Below are 14,623 nucleotides of genomic sequence, written 5' to 3'. Positions count from 1 at the left end.
TATTTATTAAATTAGATTTAATTGTGAATTTGATTTGGCGTTGGTGAAATATTCCTACTTTAAAATTAATAGGCAAATCTCGATCTACTTCTGTTAATTTTGCTAGGTGGCCAAAACATCCGGCACAGCAAGTCCGGTTATTGCGCTTTCAATCGTCATTTCATCAAGCACATCCAGAAATGCGATGGAGGCGCGCTGCATCAAAGGTTTCAAGCGGCAAGAGGGCAGGAAGCAGCAATGAATTTCACCGCATTCGCTCTGACGCAAGCATTCAACAACGGCAAAGTCACTCTCAACAGCCCGGACAACATCCCCAACGCTGATATCCTTTGCCAGACGGCCAAGCTTGAAGCCACCGCCGCGGCCACGCAAGGTCTCCAGTATGCCCGCGCGAGAGAGTTGATTAACCAGTTTCATCACATGCCCGCGCGAAAAGCCTTGTTGCTGAACCACCTGATCGATGCGCTGAAGTGCATCTGGTTGCATGGCGCATTGCATCGTGAGTCGCAGAGCAAAATCGCTCGCCTGATTTAATCGCATCGTGAGGCTCCAAAGATATATCCACCGTATATCATATCTCTTCGCGTCTCTGAATACGAAAGATATAGAACCCTCAGCTTGCTGATATCACTCAGGAAATCGCGAGAATTACATGTTCATTGAGACTGAGAAGACAATCTCAGAGCTTAAAAGATGTAAATCATATATTTCATTTAAGCGGTGGTGTGATAAAGATATACGTGAAATAGATATTAAGAATCGCGGTGGAGCAGCTCGCGATGTGCAGCACGTGTCGTGATCTTTTCTGTTCTCAAACTCCCAGGAAAAGCGGCGCGTGCTGTGCTGCTCAGCATGCTCTCGCAACCTCAGCTCCACGCGAGTTTTTGCACATGTTCGGAGGTCAGCCATGTTACCCGCAATTGTTTTAGTGGCCGAAGGTCTTGTCGCTCTCTGGTTCCTGCTGTTTCTGACAATGATCACCAGCACTTATCTGGATGGAAAGGACTACGGAACTGCAATCAGGACCAGTGTTGAACAGGCCTTCTTCAAACACATCCGCAATTTTGTTGTTCTCGGCATCACAACAGCCTGCCTCTTCACCCTCGCCGAAGCCTTCGAGCTCGTCTGACGACGCAAAAGGAGAGCCCCATGAACCTCTACCCCTATCTCCCCGCCATCTTCATCTGGGCCATAGTCCCAGCCCCCCTCTGGATCTGGCTCTGCGTCTCTTGGTTTGTTTGAGAGGTGAGGGGAGGTTCTGCAGAGACGCCTGTCCGCCGAAGCCATCCCACACCCCATTTTATTAAATATTCGCTCGATAGAGGGGCATTAGTGAAACACTATCTCATGGCGTAAGTGATATCCCGCACTTAGGAAATATAGTGCGCCAAGAGGTCTGTTATGGCTGGTTCTGATACCCCTTCCGGTTCAAATGAAGCTACTGGTACTCCAAAACAATCCGGTGATGTTGATGCGTGGGCGAATGCCATGCTCAAGGTTTGCAGCATCGACCCTTCTGAGGCTGGTGTTGAAGCTGTCCAACCGGTTGAGACACCAACTTCTCCCCGTGATCTGAGAGATATTTCTCTGACGGCAATCAAGCAAGCCTTCAAGGATTTTGGTGCCATCACTGACAAGGCCCATCTTATTGTCGACCGTGAAGAGCTCAAAATTTTTGAGAGGTTTGAGCAAGAGGCCAACGATTCCCTGCTGGACGCAGAACAGCTGTTTGACGGCAAGGATTATACTAAGATTGACTATACGGGGATTGATGACAGTCTTCAAAACGCTCATCGCAGTATGGAGGGGATGCGCGCAGCGCTTGAGCGCGGATCTTCAACTGCAAACAGAATAGATGGTTACGTCCAGGAAGTCAGCGATCTGCTCAAAGAGGCTGGTACCTATTACAAGCAGCGTAGTAAGATTCCGTACGAAGAGCAGCTTTCCGACCTCTTAAGCTATCAAACTATGGTCGAGGCGCTCGGGCAGGAAGCCAAGCTGTTTCTCGCTGAAAACCGGGTTGCTGATGCGAAGGTAGCTATCGAGCAGATGAAGACCGCGATTGGCAACATGCCAAAGTGCTTTGATACGCCGAAAAATGCCAAGACTGCGAAGAAAGCAACACCAGATGAAGTCGAGTACGGTCTGGTTTCTGAGAATGCGCGCGCCTTCAAGGATGTTGAAGCCATTGGAGATGTGTTTGAAGAAGAGATTGCGCTCGCAGAGCGAGAAGATGCGATCTTCGCTTTGAACCAGAAGTTGGGAGCTGACCATAAACAGAACCAGTCAGGATGGTCAAAGGAGTCTGTAACTGAGTTTGAAAACACATATTTACTAGCTCAAAAGGCGCTTGATGGAGCTCAGGAGTTGGCGACGACAGATCTCTGGCTGGATTCAGATGTCAAAAAAACTCTGCCGCAGATTGATGCATTGCTTGAGACTGGTCGAACCATGCATATGCGCATGGTGAAAATTGGTCTGGCTGCGCAAGGGCTTAATACAGCTGAAGCTGATGAAGTCATTGCAGCAGATAAAGAATCCCAAGGTGATGTCTTCGAAAACCGCCTCGCCAGACTGACGAGTGATCTTGATAGCTTGAAGACAGCCCTCAATACGAGCAATGCAAACTGGCGGCCGATTTGTCAGGACGTGAATGGGGCAGAGTTTGATGCAATTTATCAGGCGTCAATTGGGCACCTTGAAAATGGAGTGGCCTGTGCGCAGGAGAGTCGAGACGATAAAGAGGCTCAATGTGAGCAGCTTCAGCAATGTGTCTCACAGGTCAAGTCCGGTCTGACGCAGATGCAGCAGCTTTTCGCAAAAGCTCAGGAAATCCGCAAAACGGACATTTCCGATATCAATGCCAGGGCAAAAGAATCTACTGAAAAGCTACAGAGTTTGGTTAAGCGTCGATCTGAGATTGACGCGTGGAGTGTGGATCTCAGTGCTTTTGATCAGGCAGGCACGTCAGCGGCAAAAGCATTGCAAGCTCTCAATGTTGCCGTAAAAGACAAAAGTGCGATCAGGGGAGCTGGCGAGTTGAGTGCGCTCAACAGCCATATTGCTGATCTGCAGGAAGCGTTTGACGCTGCCGCAATCGAAGTCGAGCGTGTCGGTGCGGATGTTAAGTTCCGGTTCAAGAACATCAAAAGTGTATTTGCCGGCCTGGCGGCGCGCAAAGAAGAGCTTAAGAAAAAGCCGAAGGAGTTTGCCGAGTTCTACAAGGCAAACAATGAGGCTTTCACGTTGATCGCACAGGATCAGGCTGTACTGTCTAGACAGGATAAGAAGGGTGCTGATGATCTGCTGGCCGATGTTGAAGTTGTGCTCGGCAAAATGCGGGCCTTGCTTGGCATGCCAGATGCCGGTGAAGGTGGTGTGCAGAATGATGCTTCAGGCCGCAGAGAAGAACTGCTGCAGGCGGTACGTGACAGATACAGCCAGCTGAAGCAGATTGAAAAGTGGGCCCGCGAGAACTCAGATTTGGAAGGCCACTACGCAGACTTTGCCGACACCTATGCTGATGCGGAAGAGCATTCCGACACTTTCAAGGTGGGCCTCATTGAACTTGGCAACATGGATCCTAAGGTCGTTGAAGCCGCCTTGCGTGCTATCGATAAAGACCTGGATAGCATGGACACGATCTTCCAGGCAGCCAAAGAGCAGATGGAGCAGTTTAAAGGCGCTGATGCTGTCGCTGACGAGTTGACTGAAAAAACGGATCTTCTCGAGCGTATCCGAGCTTACAATCCTCGCATCACAAAGTATGAGGACAACGCAGGCTTGTTCCAGGATGCGGGTGAAAAAGAGTTCTACAAAGGCACAATCGCCAACCTTAAAGAATGCTTGCTGACAGCCTCTGATTTTTATTACCGAGACGAGGAAGGAAAAAGTGAAGCTGAACTGGACAAGGTAGAAGTCTATTTTGACAGCCTTGATGAATCTCTAAAGCAAGCTACTGTGACCCGCAGGGAAGTGGATGAGTTCGAGCATATCGTTGATATGGCGAGCCAATCACTGGCTGATCTGAATGCCAGGGAAGAAAATCTAAAAACCCGCCCACAGCGCAATGCGTTCGTTCTGAACAGTGCTGAAGTGAAAAAGCTTATGGCTTTGGTTGATAAACATATCGGCCGTCAGGATATCAAGCCAATCCGAGACATCATTCCACTCCTGCAAGCCGCCGTTCAGAAAATGGAAGAGGACTTCCCGAAATCAAGAGGCGAGAAAGTCAAAGCCGCTCTTGGGAAAAAGAAGAAGGGCACCTTCGAAGACGAGCTGGCCGCTATGCAACAGCGCCAGGCTGCTGCTGAAGCAGAACGTGCCGCAGAAGAAGAACGCCGTGCAAACTCTGATGAGCATCTGAGCGAAGAAGAAAAGCAAGCCAAGGCTATTAAGCAGGCGATCTGGGATATGGAACAGATTGTCTATAAGGCCTGTGAGCTTATGGTCGGTTTGGACAAGAAGTTTGAAGCTTCGCAAAAGCAATTTGAGGTAAGGAAAAGTACTGCTCAAAGCGCAAAAGAGAAGCAGAAACTGGCTAAAGATAGAGCTTCATTGAAACCTTACTATCATGCTAGAGAAGCATTTAAGGCGCTTATTGTAGAGATCGGCCAGCTTCATCGCGATCAAAAGATTGAGGAAGCTTGGGCGCTCATTCCTAAGATCAAAGCAGCTGCTTTGAAGATGGAAGAGGTTTATCCAAAAACCAGATCCGAAAAAGCAAAAGCCGCACTCGGTAAAAAGAAGAAAAAAGACTTCTTCGGTGATGATATCGAGCCCAAAGGCGGCAAGAAGAAGTAACCCTACGATCTTCCAAGAGGCGTAGCTGTCTACGCCTCTTCCATCCCCTCCACGATCATAATATCCGCGAAAGCTGCGTGGGCTCTGTGGGATTTGGCGTGTTGGTATTCGGGGGAGTGGTAGCAGGCGAGGGCTTGGGTCATGGTGTCGAACTCGATGACCACGTTGCGGGGGTGGGCGGTGCCTTCTAGGTGTTCGGTTTTGCCGCCGCGGGCGAGGAAGCGGGCGCCGTATTTTTGGAAGGCGGCAGGGGCGGCCTTCGTGTAGTCGGCATAGGCCTCAGTGTTGGTCACTGTGACGTGGGCAATCCAATAGGCTTTTGGCATTTATTTTTCGCTCTTGCTCAGCTCGGCAGTCAGAAGGGTTTTGGCGATGTTGGCAGCTTCTGTCAGGTGCACCTTGATGGCCGCGGCTGCTGCATCGGCATCATTGGAATCGATCGCGGAGTAGATTTTTTCCATCCGCTTGTACCCGGCTTCATGACGGTCACGGGTTCCCAATGTCATTGCACGTAAGCGGCTGATGCGACCGTTGAGTCGCTGAACAACTTCCCATGCCACGTTCTGTCCACTGATCTCAAAAATACACTGATAGAACAGAGTTGTTGCCTCAAACAGATCATTGGTCTCGCCGCTGCTGTACGCGGATTTGAGCTGACCGAGGGCTTTGCCGAGTTTTTTCTTATCCCCATCTTTGGCCAGTTCTGCGCATTTCTGTGCGGCGCTGGTCTCCAGAAGCATGCGGATTTCATAGATCTGCTGCGCGTTTTCCCAATCCAGTTTTGCAACGATCGGGCCTTTATTTGGCAGGATTTCCACCAGCCCCTCAGCTTCGAGGTAACGGATGGTTTCCCTTACAACTGAGCGACTTACGCCCAGTTGGTCGCACAAAGGGCGTTCCACCAGACGGTCCCCAGACTGGAAGTGCCCGGCAATGATAGCGGCCCGCATTTTCTCAAGGGCCATGTCGCGAAGCGTCATTGTAGGACGCTCAATCTTCAAAGGATTATTTGCAGTCTCGATCATGGTCGCAATCTAGCCCGCGTTTACTTCATTCGCAAGAAGGTATTGACATTCGGTATTATGGTATACCATCTTATCACCATCGATTTTGTGAGTGGAATGAACGGAAGATCAAATGCCGGCAGAAATACGCAAGACGCTTCTTCATGTGGAAGACACGCTGATTGAGGGTGGCAAAAAAGCAGAGGTACCTTTGCGGATGATTGCTGCTGTGGCTGTCATCAAGAACCCATGGGCCGGACAGGGCTTCGTTGAGGATCTTCGCCCGGGCATCCATGATGTTGCGCCGGACGTTGGCAAGCTGCTGACAGACATGATCATCAACTTTGCCGGTTCTGGCGAAGCAGTTGAAGGCTATGGCAAAGCGGCTGTTGTTGGTGTGAACGGTGAAGTGGAGCACGCATCTGCGCTCATTCACACACTGCAGTTTGGCAATTTTTACCGTGAAGCTGTTGGCGCTAAAACCTATCTGGCGTTCTGTAACACTCGCGCTGGTGCCAACGCGCCGATCATGATCCCGCTGATGGACAAGAATGATGGTGGACGTCGGTCTCACTACCTGACCATTCAGCTGGCTATTCCGGATGCACCGGCCCCGGATGAGATCGTGATTGCACTGGGCGCTTCTCTGGCAGGCCGTCCGCACCACCGGATTGGTGATCGTTATCAGGATCTTAAGGAGCTAGGGCATGACGTTGACAACCCTGCAGCTGTCACATCCTAAAGGTACCGTCTGCTACCGCGAAGTAGGCGAAGGCGAGCCGCTCGTGCTGGTGCACGGCGTTGGCATGCAGGACGCCTCCTGGGGTCCGCAGGTCGAGTTCTTCGCTAAAACGCACCGCGTGATTGCTGTGAATATGCCAGGGCACGGAGGAAGCACTGCGCTTCCTCAAGGCTCTCTGCTGGAGGACTACGTAGAGTGGCTCCATGCTGTGATCAGCGCGCTGGGATTTGAGCAGGTAAATCTGGCGGGTCACTCCATGGGCGCGTTGATCAGCGGTGGTTACGCAGCAACGCATCCAGAACGCGTAAAACGCGTTGCTTTGTTGAACGGCGTTTACCGCAGAACACCTGAAGCCCGCAGTGCTGTGCAGGCGCGGGCCAAGGAGATTGCACAGGGCAATATCAACATCGACGGTCCGTTGAGCCGCTGGTTCGGGAACAGCGATGTTGAGTTGATCGCCAAGGAGCAGGTCGGCAACTGGCTGCGGGAGGTAGACCCGGTTGGATATGCGATCACTTACAATGCGTTTGCACATGGTGATGCAACCTATGCAGACAAATGGGAAGAGATCCGGTGTCCCGCTCTTTTGCTGACGGGCGATGGTGATCCGAACTCGACCAAGGAAATGGCCGTGGATATGGCGCAGGCTGCTCAGGACGGCATTGTCTGCATCATTGAAGGCCACCGTCACATGGTCAACCTGACGGCACCGGAAGAAGTCAACGCCGCGATGGCGAGCTGGTTGAAACAACCAATAAGAACAAACGGATAGAAAGGGAGATCTACCCGATGACAGCCATGGACCCACGGAGTTTGAGGAATGCGTTTGGGACATTCCTGACCGGCGTTACGGTAGTGACAGCCCATGGAGGAGATGGTGAGCCGCTTGGTTTTACCGCGAACTCCTTCTCAAGTGTTTCTCTGGACCCACCCTTGCTGCTGGTGTGTCTTGCAAAGAGTTCCAGCAACTATGATGCGCTGACAAATGCGTCCGGTTTCGCCGTTAATATTCTGGCTGAGACCCAGAAGGATGTGTCCAACACCTTCGCAAGCCGCGTTGAAGACCGCTTTGCGACCGTGGACTGGAAGGTTGGTCCAAATGGTGCACCAGTCATCTCCGATGTGGCGGCATGGTTCGATTGCTCCATGCACAATGTGGTTGATGCGGGTGATCATGCGATCCTGATTGGTGAAGTCAAAGCGTTTGATACTGGCGTTGCCAATGGTCTGGGTTATGCCCGTGGCGCCTACTTTACGGCGACGCAGGAAGTCAGCTCCATTCAGGTGGACAGCGAGACCATAATCAGCGCGCTTTTGGAACGAGACGGCAAACTGCTGTTTCTTGAAGATGATGCTGGGCAACTGCGTTTGCCAAGTCGCACGGCCAGCAAAGGCACCCCTACAAAAGAACTTGCTGCGCTCCTGGAAGAAGCCGGGATTCCTTCTTCTGTTGGCTTTATCTACTCCGTTTATGAGGACGAGAGCGCAAATGCCCAGCATCTGGCCTTTCACTGCAGCGCTGGCGAGGGAGACAGCAAAGTCGGGAGCTTCCTGTCGCTGACGGACGACGTGCTGGCACGGGTGAAAGATTCAGCAACGCAAACAATGCTCACCCGATTTGCGAGAGAGGCGCAAAAGGGCAACTTCGGCATTTATTTTGGAAATCAGGAAAGCGGCGAAGTGCGCAAAATCGCACTGGGAGAGTAAGCCATGAAATTTTCACTATTCATCCATCTGGAACGTATTTCAGCAGACGAAAGTCAGCAAAAGCTCTATGACGAGTTTCTGCAACTCTGTGAGATCGCTGACAAAGGCGGCATGCATGCGATCTGGACTGGTGAACACCATGGCATGAACTTCACCATTGCGCCTAACCCTTTCATTAATCTTGTAGACTTGGCACGGCGGACTGAAAATGTACGTCTTGGAACTGGAACAGTCATCGCGCCCTTCTGGCATCCAATCAAGCTGGCTGGCGAAGCTGCTATGGCGGACATCATTATGGACGGCCGTCTTGAGCTGGGTATCGCTCGTGGTGCTTACAGCTTCGAATATGAGCGGATGATGCCAGGTCTTGATGCATGGGAAGCTGGTCAGCGCATGCGTGAGCTGGTGCCTGCGGTCAAGAAGCTCTGGGAAGGCGACTACACCCACGAAGGTGAGTATTGGCAGTTCCCGAAAACCACCTCCGCGCCGCAGCCAATGCAGCAGCCACACCCACCAATCTGGGTGGCGGCTCGCGATCCAAACTCTCATGACTTTGCAGTTGCAAACGGCTGTAACGTTCAGGTGACTCCACTTTGGAATGGTGATGATGAAGTTGAAAGCCTCATGGAGCGCTTCAACGATGCTTGTGAGAAGAGCCCATCCGTTCCACGTCCAAAAATCATGCTGCTGCGCCATACATATGTTGGTGGTGATGATGCGGATGTTCAGCAGGGTGCTGAAGAGATCAACCGTTTCTACAACTACTTCGGTGCATGGTTCAAAAATGAGCGTCCAATCACTCAGGGTCTCATTGAGCCGCTGAGTGACGAAGATATTGCGAACCATCCGTTCTACAGCGCAGAGCAGATGCGTACGAACAACGTGATTGGCACCTCTGAGAAGGTCATCGAGCGCCTCAAGCACTACGAAGACCTTGGCTATGACGAGTACTCATTCTGGATTGATAGCGGCATGTCGTTTGAACGTAAGAAAGCGTCTCTTGAACGCTTCATCAACGACGTAATGCCTGCTTTCCAAAAGGATGCATGATGAAACGCTTCCAGCACTATATCGATGGTCGTTTTGAAGAGGGTTCAGCACAGTTTCAAAGTCTGGACCCGGCAACCGGTCAGCCTTGGGCAGAAATGCCTGAGGCGCGGACAGAGGATGTCAACCGGGCGGTTGCGGCGGCTGAACACGCCTTCTTTGATCCAAGCTGGAGCGGCCTGACCGCAACACAGCGCGGTAAGTTGCTCTACAAACTGGCAGATCTGGTTGAAGCCAATGCACCAAAGCTGGCTCAGCTGGAAACGCAGGATACCGGCAAGATCATCCGCGAAACCTCTGCGCAAGTGGCGTATGTGGCGGACTACTATCGCTATTATGCTGGTCTGGCAGATAAGATTGAAGGTGCTCACCTGCCAATCGACAAGCAGGATATGGAAGTTTGGCTGCGCCGTGAGCCTGTCGGCGTTGTGGCCGCGATTGTGCCATGGAACAACCAGCTCTTCCTGTCTGCAGTGAAGATTGGTCCGGCGCTTGCCGCTGGCTGTACGCTGATTGTAAAAGCATCGGAAGAAGGCCCGGCACCGCTTTTAGAGTTTGCCAAGCTGATTGAGGAAGCTGGCTTCCCGAAAGGCGTAGTCAACATCATCACCGGCTTTGGTCCGGAATGCGGTCAGGTGCTCACATCACACCCATCCGTTGCTCATGTAGCCTTCACTGGCGGCCCTGAAACCGCCAAGCATATCGTCCGCAACTCAGCAGAAAACCTTGCCAGCACTTCGTTGGAACTGGGCGGAAAGTCTCCGTTCATCGTGTTTGAAGATGCGGATATCGATAGCGCGGTCAATGCACAGATCTCCGGCATCTTTGCGGCAACCGGGCAAAGCTGTGTTGCTGGCTCTCGTCTGATTATCGCAAAGAGCATCAAGGATGAGTTTCTCGCTCGTTTGAAGGCGAAAGCTGAAGCTGTTGTCATCGGCCATCCGCAGGATATGGCAACTGAGGTTGGACCTCTGTGCAGTCAGCGGCAACGTGATCACATCAACGCTGTGATTAAAGCTTCTGTAGATGCTGGCGCCAAACTGCTGGCAGGCGGTGCAGATTGTGAGCGGGACGGGTTCTACTTCCCACCAACCATTCTGGATTGCTCGGAGGTGACGACTGCGCCTTGCGTGACAACCGAGTTGTTTGGCCCAGTGCTTTCTGTTCTCACCTTTGAGACAGAGGCTGAAGCTCTGCAGATGGCAAACGACACCAAGTTTGGCCTCGCATCAGGCATCTTCACGAAAAGCCTGACCCGCGCCCACCGCATGGTGAAAGGCATCCGCTCAGGCATCGTTTGGGTCAACACTTATCGCGCTGTTTCGCCAGTTGCTCCGTTTGGGGGGCAAGGCCTCTCCGGCCATGGCCGTGAAGGCGGGCTGCAGGCAGCGCTGGACTACACAACAGTCAAAACAGTCTGGCTGCGCACGTCAGATGATCCGATCCCGGATCCATTCGTGATGCGCTGAGACAAAGGAGAACCCCATCCATAACCCCAGTTAATGGGGCTGTAGATAAGCCGGAGTGGAACCCGGCACGGGCAATACGCCCGAACATAGCCAGGGAGGGAACGATGGCTACCGATAACAAGCAAGCTCAGGGAGAACTGAGTGTTGCTGAAACCGGTCTCTTTAAGGGGCTTCACAACGGAATGTCGATTGCGGCCAAAGCAATGGTCGCAGCATTCGTTGTGTTTACAATTCTGAACGTTGATTATGCTGGCCAGCTGTATGGGGCGGTACGCAGCTGGGTCGAGACAGCGCTGAGCTGGTACTACATCTCTTCAGTCATGATCATCTTCTTCATCTGTATCGGCCTGATGGTCAGTCGCTTCGGCTCCATTCGTTTGGGCGATGATGATGCACGTCCGGAATTCAGCAATTTCGCATGGTTTGCAATGCTGTTTTCCGCAAGTGTATCTATCGGCATCATGTTCTTCGGTGTTGCAGAACCGCTGTTCTACTTCGACAACTCCGCTGGCTGGGGCTACCCGAACAACCCGTTCGCGGATATGGCTGGCCATACTGAGATGAACATGGACCGCGCAGTGGATGCTGTGCGCGTAACCAACTTCCACTGGGGTCTGCATGGCTGGGCCATCTATACCATCACTGGTCTTTGTCTTGCGTACTTCTCATTCCGCAAGAAACTGCCGCTGACGTTCCGCAGTGCTCTTTATCCGATCCTCGGTGAGCGCATCTACGGTCCTGCTGGTCACGCCGTTGATCTGCTGGCAGTTTTCGGCACTGTTTTCGGCATCGCGACCTCCATGGGCCTTGGCGTAAACCAGATGGCAGCCGGTCTGAACGTGCTGTTTGGTATTGATCCTGGCACGCTTACCCAGATTGGGTTGGTGATCGGTATCTCCATCATCGCAACGCTCTCTGCTGTTTCCGGTATTGGCAAAGGCATTCGTATCCTGTCTGAGTGGAACATCGCTCTGACGCTGATTTTGATCCTGTTCTTTGCACTTGCTGGTCCATCTCAGTGGCTTGCGAGCTTCTTCCTGACGTCCGTCGGTGATTACATGTCTCACTTCCTGTCCATGGGTTTCTGGACTGCAAGCGAGCCGGGCGATGTGAAGTGGCAGGGTGGCTGGACCATGTTCTACTGGGGCTGGTGGCTGTCCTGGGCACCATTCGTGGGCATGTTCATCGCACGCATCAGCCGTGGTCGTACCATCCGTGAGTTCATGTTCGGCGCGATGCTTGTCCCAACTGTGATGGCCTTCCTTTGGATTACCATCTTCGGCGGCAACGCACTCTTCATCGAGATGAATGCTCCGGGCGGTGTAGGCACTGCAGGTCTGATTGACACCGTAAACAGCTGGAACCTTGGTGGCGCGCTCTATGGCACCATCGAGCAGATGACCTCCAACGGCACCATCAGCTGGCTGATCGCAGCACTGACCACCTTCCTGCTGGCGACTTGGTTCATCACGTCCTCTGACTCCGGCACTTTGGTGATCACCACCATCCTGTCCATGGGCAACGCACATCCACCAAAACAGCACCGCGTCATCTGGGGTGTTGCTCAGGGTGTTGTGGCTGCGGCCTTGCTTGTTGCCGGTGGTCTGTCTGCCTTGCAAACAGCGGCAATCGCAGCAGCTCTGCCGATCAGTGCACTGGTTGTGTTGATGGCATGGGGCATTGTGAAGTCCCTGATGCAGGACCCGAGTGCAATCGCAGATGAGCACAAAAAGCTGGCGCCGGATGGCACAACGCTTGATCGGGAACTACGAGCCTGACCCGATTTAACGGAAATTGAACAGTATGGGGGCCAAATCTTCTGGTCCCCATTCTTTTACGGCGTGATGAAAACCAGCGTGATTACAAGGAAAGACAAAAGGTGTCACCATGGACCTGAAGCTCAACAACCCCAACCTGCTGCAATCCGGTGCTTATATTGATGGCGGCTTTGTTTCGCGCCAGAAGACGTTCGCGGTCAACAACCCTTCAACGGGAGAGCTGATTGCCAACGTAGCCGATTGCTCCCGCGAGGATGTTGTTGACGCCATCAACGCAGCAAAAGTCGCCCAAAAAGCATGGGGCAAGCGCACTGGCAAAGAGCGCTCCCAGATCCTGCGTCGCTGGTTCGATCTTCTCATTGAAAATGCCGATGATCTTGCTGCGATCCTGACCGCAGAGATGGGTAAGCCTTTGGCGGAGTCAAAAGGCGAGATCCTTTACGGTGCCAGCTTCATCGAGTGGTTCTCCGAGGAAGCCAAACGCGTTTATGGCGATACCATTCCGGGCCATCAGGAAGACAAGCGCATTATGGTTATCAAACAACCGGTTGGTGTTGTTGGGGCGATCACCCCATGGAACTTCCCGAATGCCATGATCACCCGCAAAGCCGCACCAGCTCTGGCTGCTGGCTGTGCCATGATCGTGAAGCCTGCTGACGAAACTCCGCTCTCAGCGCTTGCCCTTGCACTTTTGGCCGAACAGGCAGGCATCCCAAAAGGCGTGCTGAGCATCCTGCCATCAACCGATGCTGTTGCTGTTGGCGAAGAGTTGTGCAGCAACGAGATTGTTCAGAAAATCAGTTTCACCGGCTCCACCAATGTGGGCCGCATCCTCATGCGCCAGAGCGCTGATCAGATCAAAAAGCTCTCACTGGAGCTTGGCGGCAACGCCCCGTTCATCGTGTTCAACGATGCGGATCTGGATAAGGCCGTTGAAGGCGCACTGATCTCCAAATTCCGCAATGCCGGCCAGACCTGCGTCTGCTCCAACCGCATTTACGTGCAGGATGGTGTCTATGAGGCTTTTGCCAAAAAACTGGCAGAAACAGTCTGCAATATGAAGGTCGGTGACGGCTTCGAGCCTGGCGTCACCATCGGCCCACTCATCACAGATGCAGCTGTCGAAAAAGTGGAATCCCACATCCGCAACGCGCTTGAAAATGGTGCAAAGGTCGTTTGTGGCGGCGGTCGCAGCGATAAAGGCGGTACTTTCTTCCAACCAACCGTCCTGTCTGATGTCACCAGCAAAATGGAAGTAGCAAGAGAAGAAACCTTCGGCCCTCTGGCACCTCTGTTCCGCTTTAAGGAAATCGATGAAGCCATTGAAGCGGCCAACAACACCGAGTTCGGGCTGGCCTCTTATTTCTACAGCAATGATCTGTCTACGGTCTACAAAGTGGCAGAAGAGCTGGAGTACGGCATGGTGGGTGTGAACACCGGCCTGATCTCAACGGAAGTGGCTCCATTTGGCGGCGTCAAGCAATCCGGCCTTGGCCGTGAAGGTTCCAAGTACGGCATCGAAGATTACGTCGAAATCAAATACATCTGCATCAGCGTTTAAGAGAGAAAGTGTATATGTCTGACCGGTTTGAAAAAGGCCTTGAGCAACGCAAGGCCACCCTTGGCGCTGACTATGTGGAAGCCAACTTGGCTAAAGCGGACGATTTCAACCGTCCGTTTCAGGAAGCCATGACCGAATGGTGCTGGGGCTTTGGCTGGGGAGATGAAGCCATCGACGCCCCAACCCGCAGCCTGATGAATCTGGCCATGATCGGCGCTCTGGGAAAAATGCACGAATGGGAACTCCACTGCAAAGGTGCTCTACGCAACGGCGTCACCAAAGAACAAATCCGCGCCGCCTGCCACATCGTAGCCATCTACGCCGGCGTCCCCGCCGGAGTAGACTGCTTCCGCAGTGCCAGGAAGGTACTGGAGGAAGCAGGGGAGTTGTGAGCCTTTAGGGTCGTGAGTGACTGAGGCACATTTCGCCGTTCAAACTTATGCTTACGCTCTGCGTTCATTTCCGTACGCAGAGCGTAGTTGACATTCTAGACACAGCTCGCAAGGTTATGA

At 52.6% G+C, this 14,623-nt stretch carries 13 protein-coding genes; 10 read left to right on the top strand and 3 right to left on the bottom strand.

Annotation, left to right across the window (positions count from 1 at the left end; translation table 11 throughout):
• Positions 1–102: 102 nt before the first annotated feature.
• On the bottom strand, positions 103–540 hold the full coding sequence (locus AC3CB2_RS20045) for an RrF2 family transcriptional regulator (protein WP_352935288.1): 438 nt from the start codon (positions 538–540) through the stop codon (positions 103–105).
• A 367-nt stretch (positions 541–907) separates the two neighbouring features.
• Between AC3CB2_RS20045 and AC3CB2_RS20040 the strand changes: the two genes are divergently transcribed.
• Positions 908–1,129: a hypothetical protein gene (locus tag AC3CB2_RS20040; RefSeq protein WP_352935292.1), complete on the top strand. Its 222-nt coding sequence runs from the start codon at positions 908–910 to the stop codon at positions 1,127–1,129.
• A 272-nt stretch (positions 1,130–1,401) separates the two neighbouring features.
• Positions 1,402–4,803 (top strand): hypothetical protein, encoded by a 3,402-nt coding sequence (locus AC3CB2_RS20035; protein WP_352935294.1) that lies wholly within the window; start codon positions 1,402–1,404, stop codon positions 4,801–4,803.
• Between the two features lie 29 nt (positions 4,804–4,832).
• On the opposite strand, the gene AC3CB2_RS20030 is transcribed toward AC3CB2_RS20035, so the two are convergent.
• Both AC3CB2_RS20030 and AC3CB2_RS20025 read right to left on the bottom strand, forming a co-directional pair.
• Entirely contained in the window at positions 4,833–5,129 is a 297-nt protein-coding gene (locus tag AC3CB2_RS20030) for a DUF1330 domain-containing protein (protein WP_352935295.1), read from the bottom strand.
• Positions 5,130–5,828 carry a GntR family transcriptional regulator gene (locus AC3CB2_RS20025; RefSeq protein WP_014284597.1) on the bottom strand — a complete coding sequence of 233 codons (699 nt, stop codon included), beginning with the start codon at positions 5,826–5,828 and terminating at the stop codon, positions 5,130–5,132.
• 112 nt (positions 5,829–5,940) lie between these two features.
• Here AC3CB2_RS20025 and AC3CB2_RS20020 point away from each other — a divergent pair, with 112 nt between their 5' ends.
• From AC3CB2_RS20020 to AC3CB2_RS19985, 8 genes are all read left to right on the top strand, one after another.
• Entirely contained in the window at positions 5,941–6,549 is a 609-nt protein-coding gene (locus AC3CB2_RS20020; RefSeq protein ID WP_008549345.1) for an amino acid synthesis family protein, read from the top strand.
• Positions 6,515–7,321, top strand: a complete 807-nt coding sequence (locus AC3CB2_RS20015) for an alpha/beta fold hydrolase (protein ID WP_352935298.1) — start codon at positions 6,515–6,517, stop codon at positions 7,319–7,321. Before AC3CB2_RS20020 ends, AC3CB2_RS20015 begins: the two co-directional genes overlap by 35 nt.
• Positions 7,322–7,338: 17 nt before the next feature.
• Positions 7,339–8,256, top strand: coding sequence for a flavin reductase family protein (locus tag AC3CB2_RS20010; protein WP_352935300.1), 918 nt, complete (start codon positions 7,339–7,341; stop codon positions 8,254–8,256).
• A 3-nt stretch (positions 8,257–8,259) separates the two neighbouring features.
• Positions 8,260–9,306 carry an LLM class flavin-dependent oxidoreductase gene (locus AC3CB2_RS20005; protein WP_008549425.1) on the top strand — a complete coding sequence of 349 codons (1,047 nt, stop codon included), beginning with the start codon at positions 8,260–8,262 and terminating at the stop codon, positions 9,304–9,306.
• The gene (locus tag AC3CB2_RS20000; protein ID WP_352935302.1) at positions 9,306–10,772 is read left to right on the top strand and encodes an aldehyde dehydrogenase; all 1,467 of its coding nucleotides are present in this window, start codon (positions 9,306–9,308) and stop codon (positions 10,770–10,772) included. The genes AC3CB2_RS20005 and AC3CB2_RS20000 overlap by 1 nt, the downstream gene beginning before the upstream one ends.
• A gap of 104 nt (positions 10,773–10,876) precedes the next feature.
• Positions 10,877–12,550 (top strand): BCCT family transporter, encoded by a 1,674-nt coding sequence (locus tag AC3CB2_RS19995; protein WP_014284601.1) that lies wholly within the window; start codon positions 10,877–10,879, stop codon positions 12,548–12,550.
• Between the two features lie 109 nt (positions 12,551–12,659).
• Entirely contained in the window at positions 12,660–14,111 is a 1,452-nt protein-coding gene (locus tag AC3CB2_RS19990) for an NAD-dependent succinate-semialdehyde dehydrogenase (RefSeq protein ID WP_352935305.1), read from the top strand.
• A gap of 14 nt (positions 14,112–14,125) precedes the next feature.
• Complete coding sequence (locus AC3CB2_RS19985) at positions 14,126–14,503, top strand: carboxymuconolactone decarboxylase family protein (protein ID WP_352936035.1); 378 nt, start codon at positions 14,126–14,128, stop codon at positions 14,501–14,503.
• The last annotated feature ends 120 nt before the right edge of the window (positions 14,504–14,623 follow it).

The organism is Pseudovibrio sp. SCP20 (genome assembly GCF_057774105.1).
The sequence above is the reverse complement of the archived record's forward strand: the minus strand, read 5'-3'. Positions and strand labels throughout refer to the sequence as shown.

Excerpts from the sequence above, each read along its gene's own strand:
- AC3CB2_RS20010 (WP_352935300.1), top strand. The coding sequence starts at position 7,339 with ATGACAGCCATGGACCCACGGAGTTTGAGGAATGCGTTTGGGACATTC.
- AC3CB2_RS20040 (WP_352935292.1), top strand. The coding sequence starts at position 908 with ATGTTACCCGCAATTGTTTTAGTGGCCGAAGGTCTTGTCGCTCTCTGG.
- AC3CB2_RS19995 (WP_014284601.1), top strand. The coding sequence starts at position 10,877 with ATGGCTACCGATAACAAGCAAGCTCAGGGAGAACTGAGTGTTGCTGAA.
- AC3CB2_RS20020 (WP_008549345.1), top strand. The coding sequence starts at position 5,941 with ATGCCGGCAGAAATACGCAAGACGCTTCTTCATGTGGAAGACACGCTG.
- AC3CB2_RS20000 (WP_352935302.1), top strand. The coding sequence starts at position 9,306 with ATGAAACGCTTCCAGCACTATATCGATGGTCGTTTTGAAGAGGGTTCA.
- AC3CB2_RS20030 (WP_352935295.1), bottom strand. The coding sequence starts at position 5,129 with ATGCCAAAAGCCTATTGGATTGCCCACGTCACAGTGACCAACACTGAG.
- AC3CB2_RS20045 (WP_352935288.1), bottom strand. The coding sequence starts at position 540 with ATGCGATTAAATCAGGCGAGCGATTTTGCTCTGCGACTCACGATGCAA.
- AC3CB2_RS20025 (WP_014284597.1), bottom strand. The coding sequence starts at position 5,828 with ATGATCGAGACTGCAAATAATCCTTTGAAGATTGAGCGTCCTACAATG.
- AC3CB2_RS20005 (WP_008549425.1), top strand. The coding sequence starts at position 8,260 with ATGAAATTTTCACTATTCATCCATCTGGAACGTATTTCAGCAGACGAA.
- AC3CB2_RS19990 (WP_352935305.1), top strand. The coding sequence starts at position 12,660 with ATGGACCTGAAGCTCAACAACCCCAACCTGCTGCAATCCGGTGCTTAT.
- AC3CB2_RS19985 (WP_352936035.1), top strand. The coding sequence starts at position 14,126 with ATGTCTGACCGGTTTGAAAAAGGCCTTGAGCAACGCAAGGCCACCCTT.
- AC3CB2_RS20015 (WP_352935298.1), top strand. The coding sequence starts at position 6,515 with ATGACGTTGACAACCCTGCAGCTGTCACATCCTAAAGGTACCGTCTGC.
- AC3CB2_RS20035 (WP_352935294.1), top strand. The coding sequence starts at position 1,402 with ATGGCTGGTTCTGATACCCCTTCCGGTTCAAATGAAGCTACTGGTACT.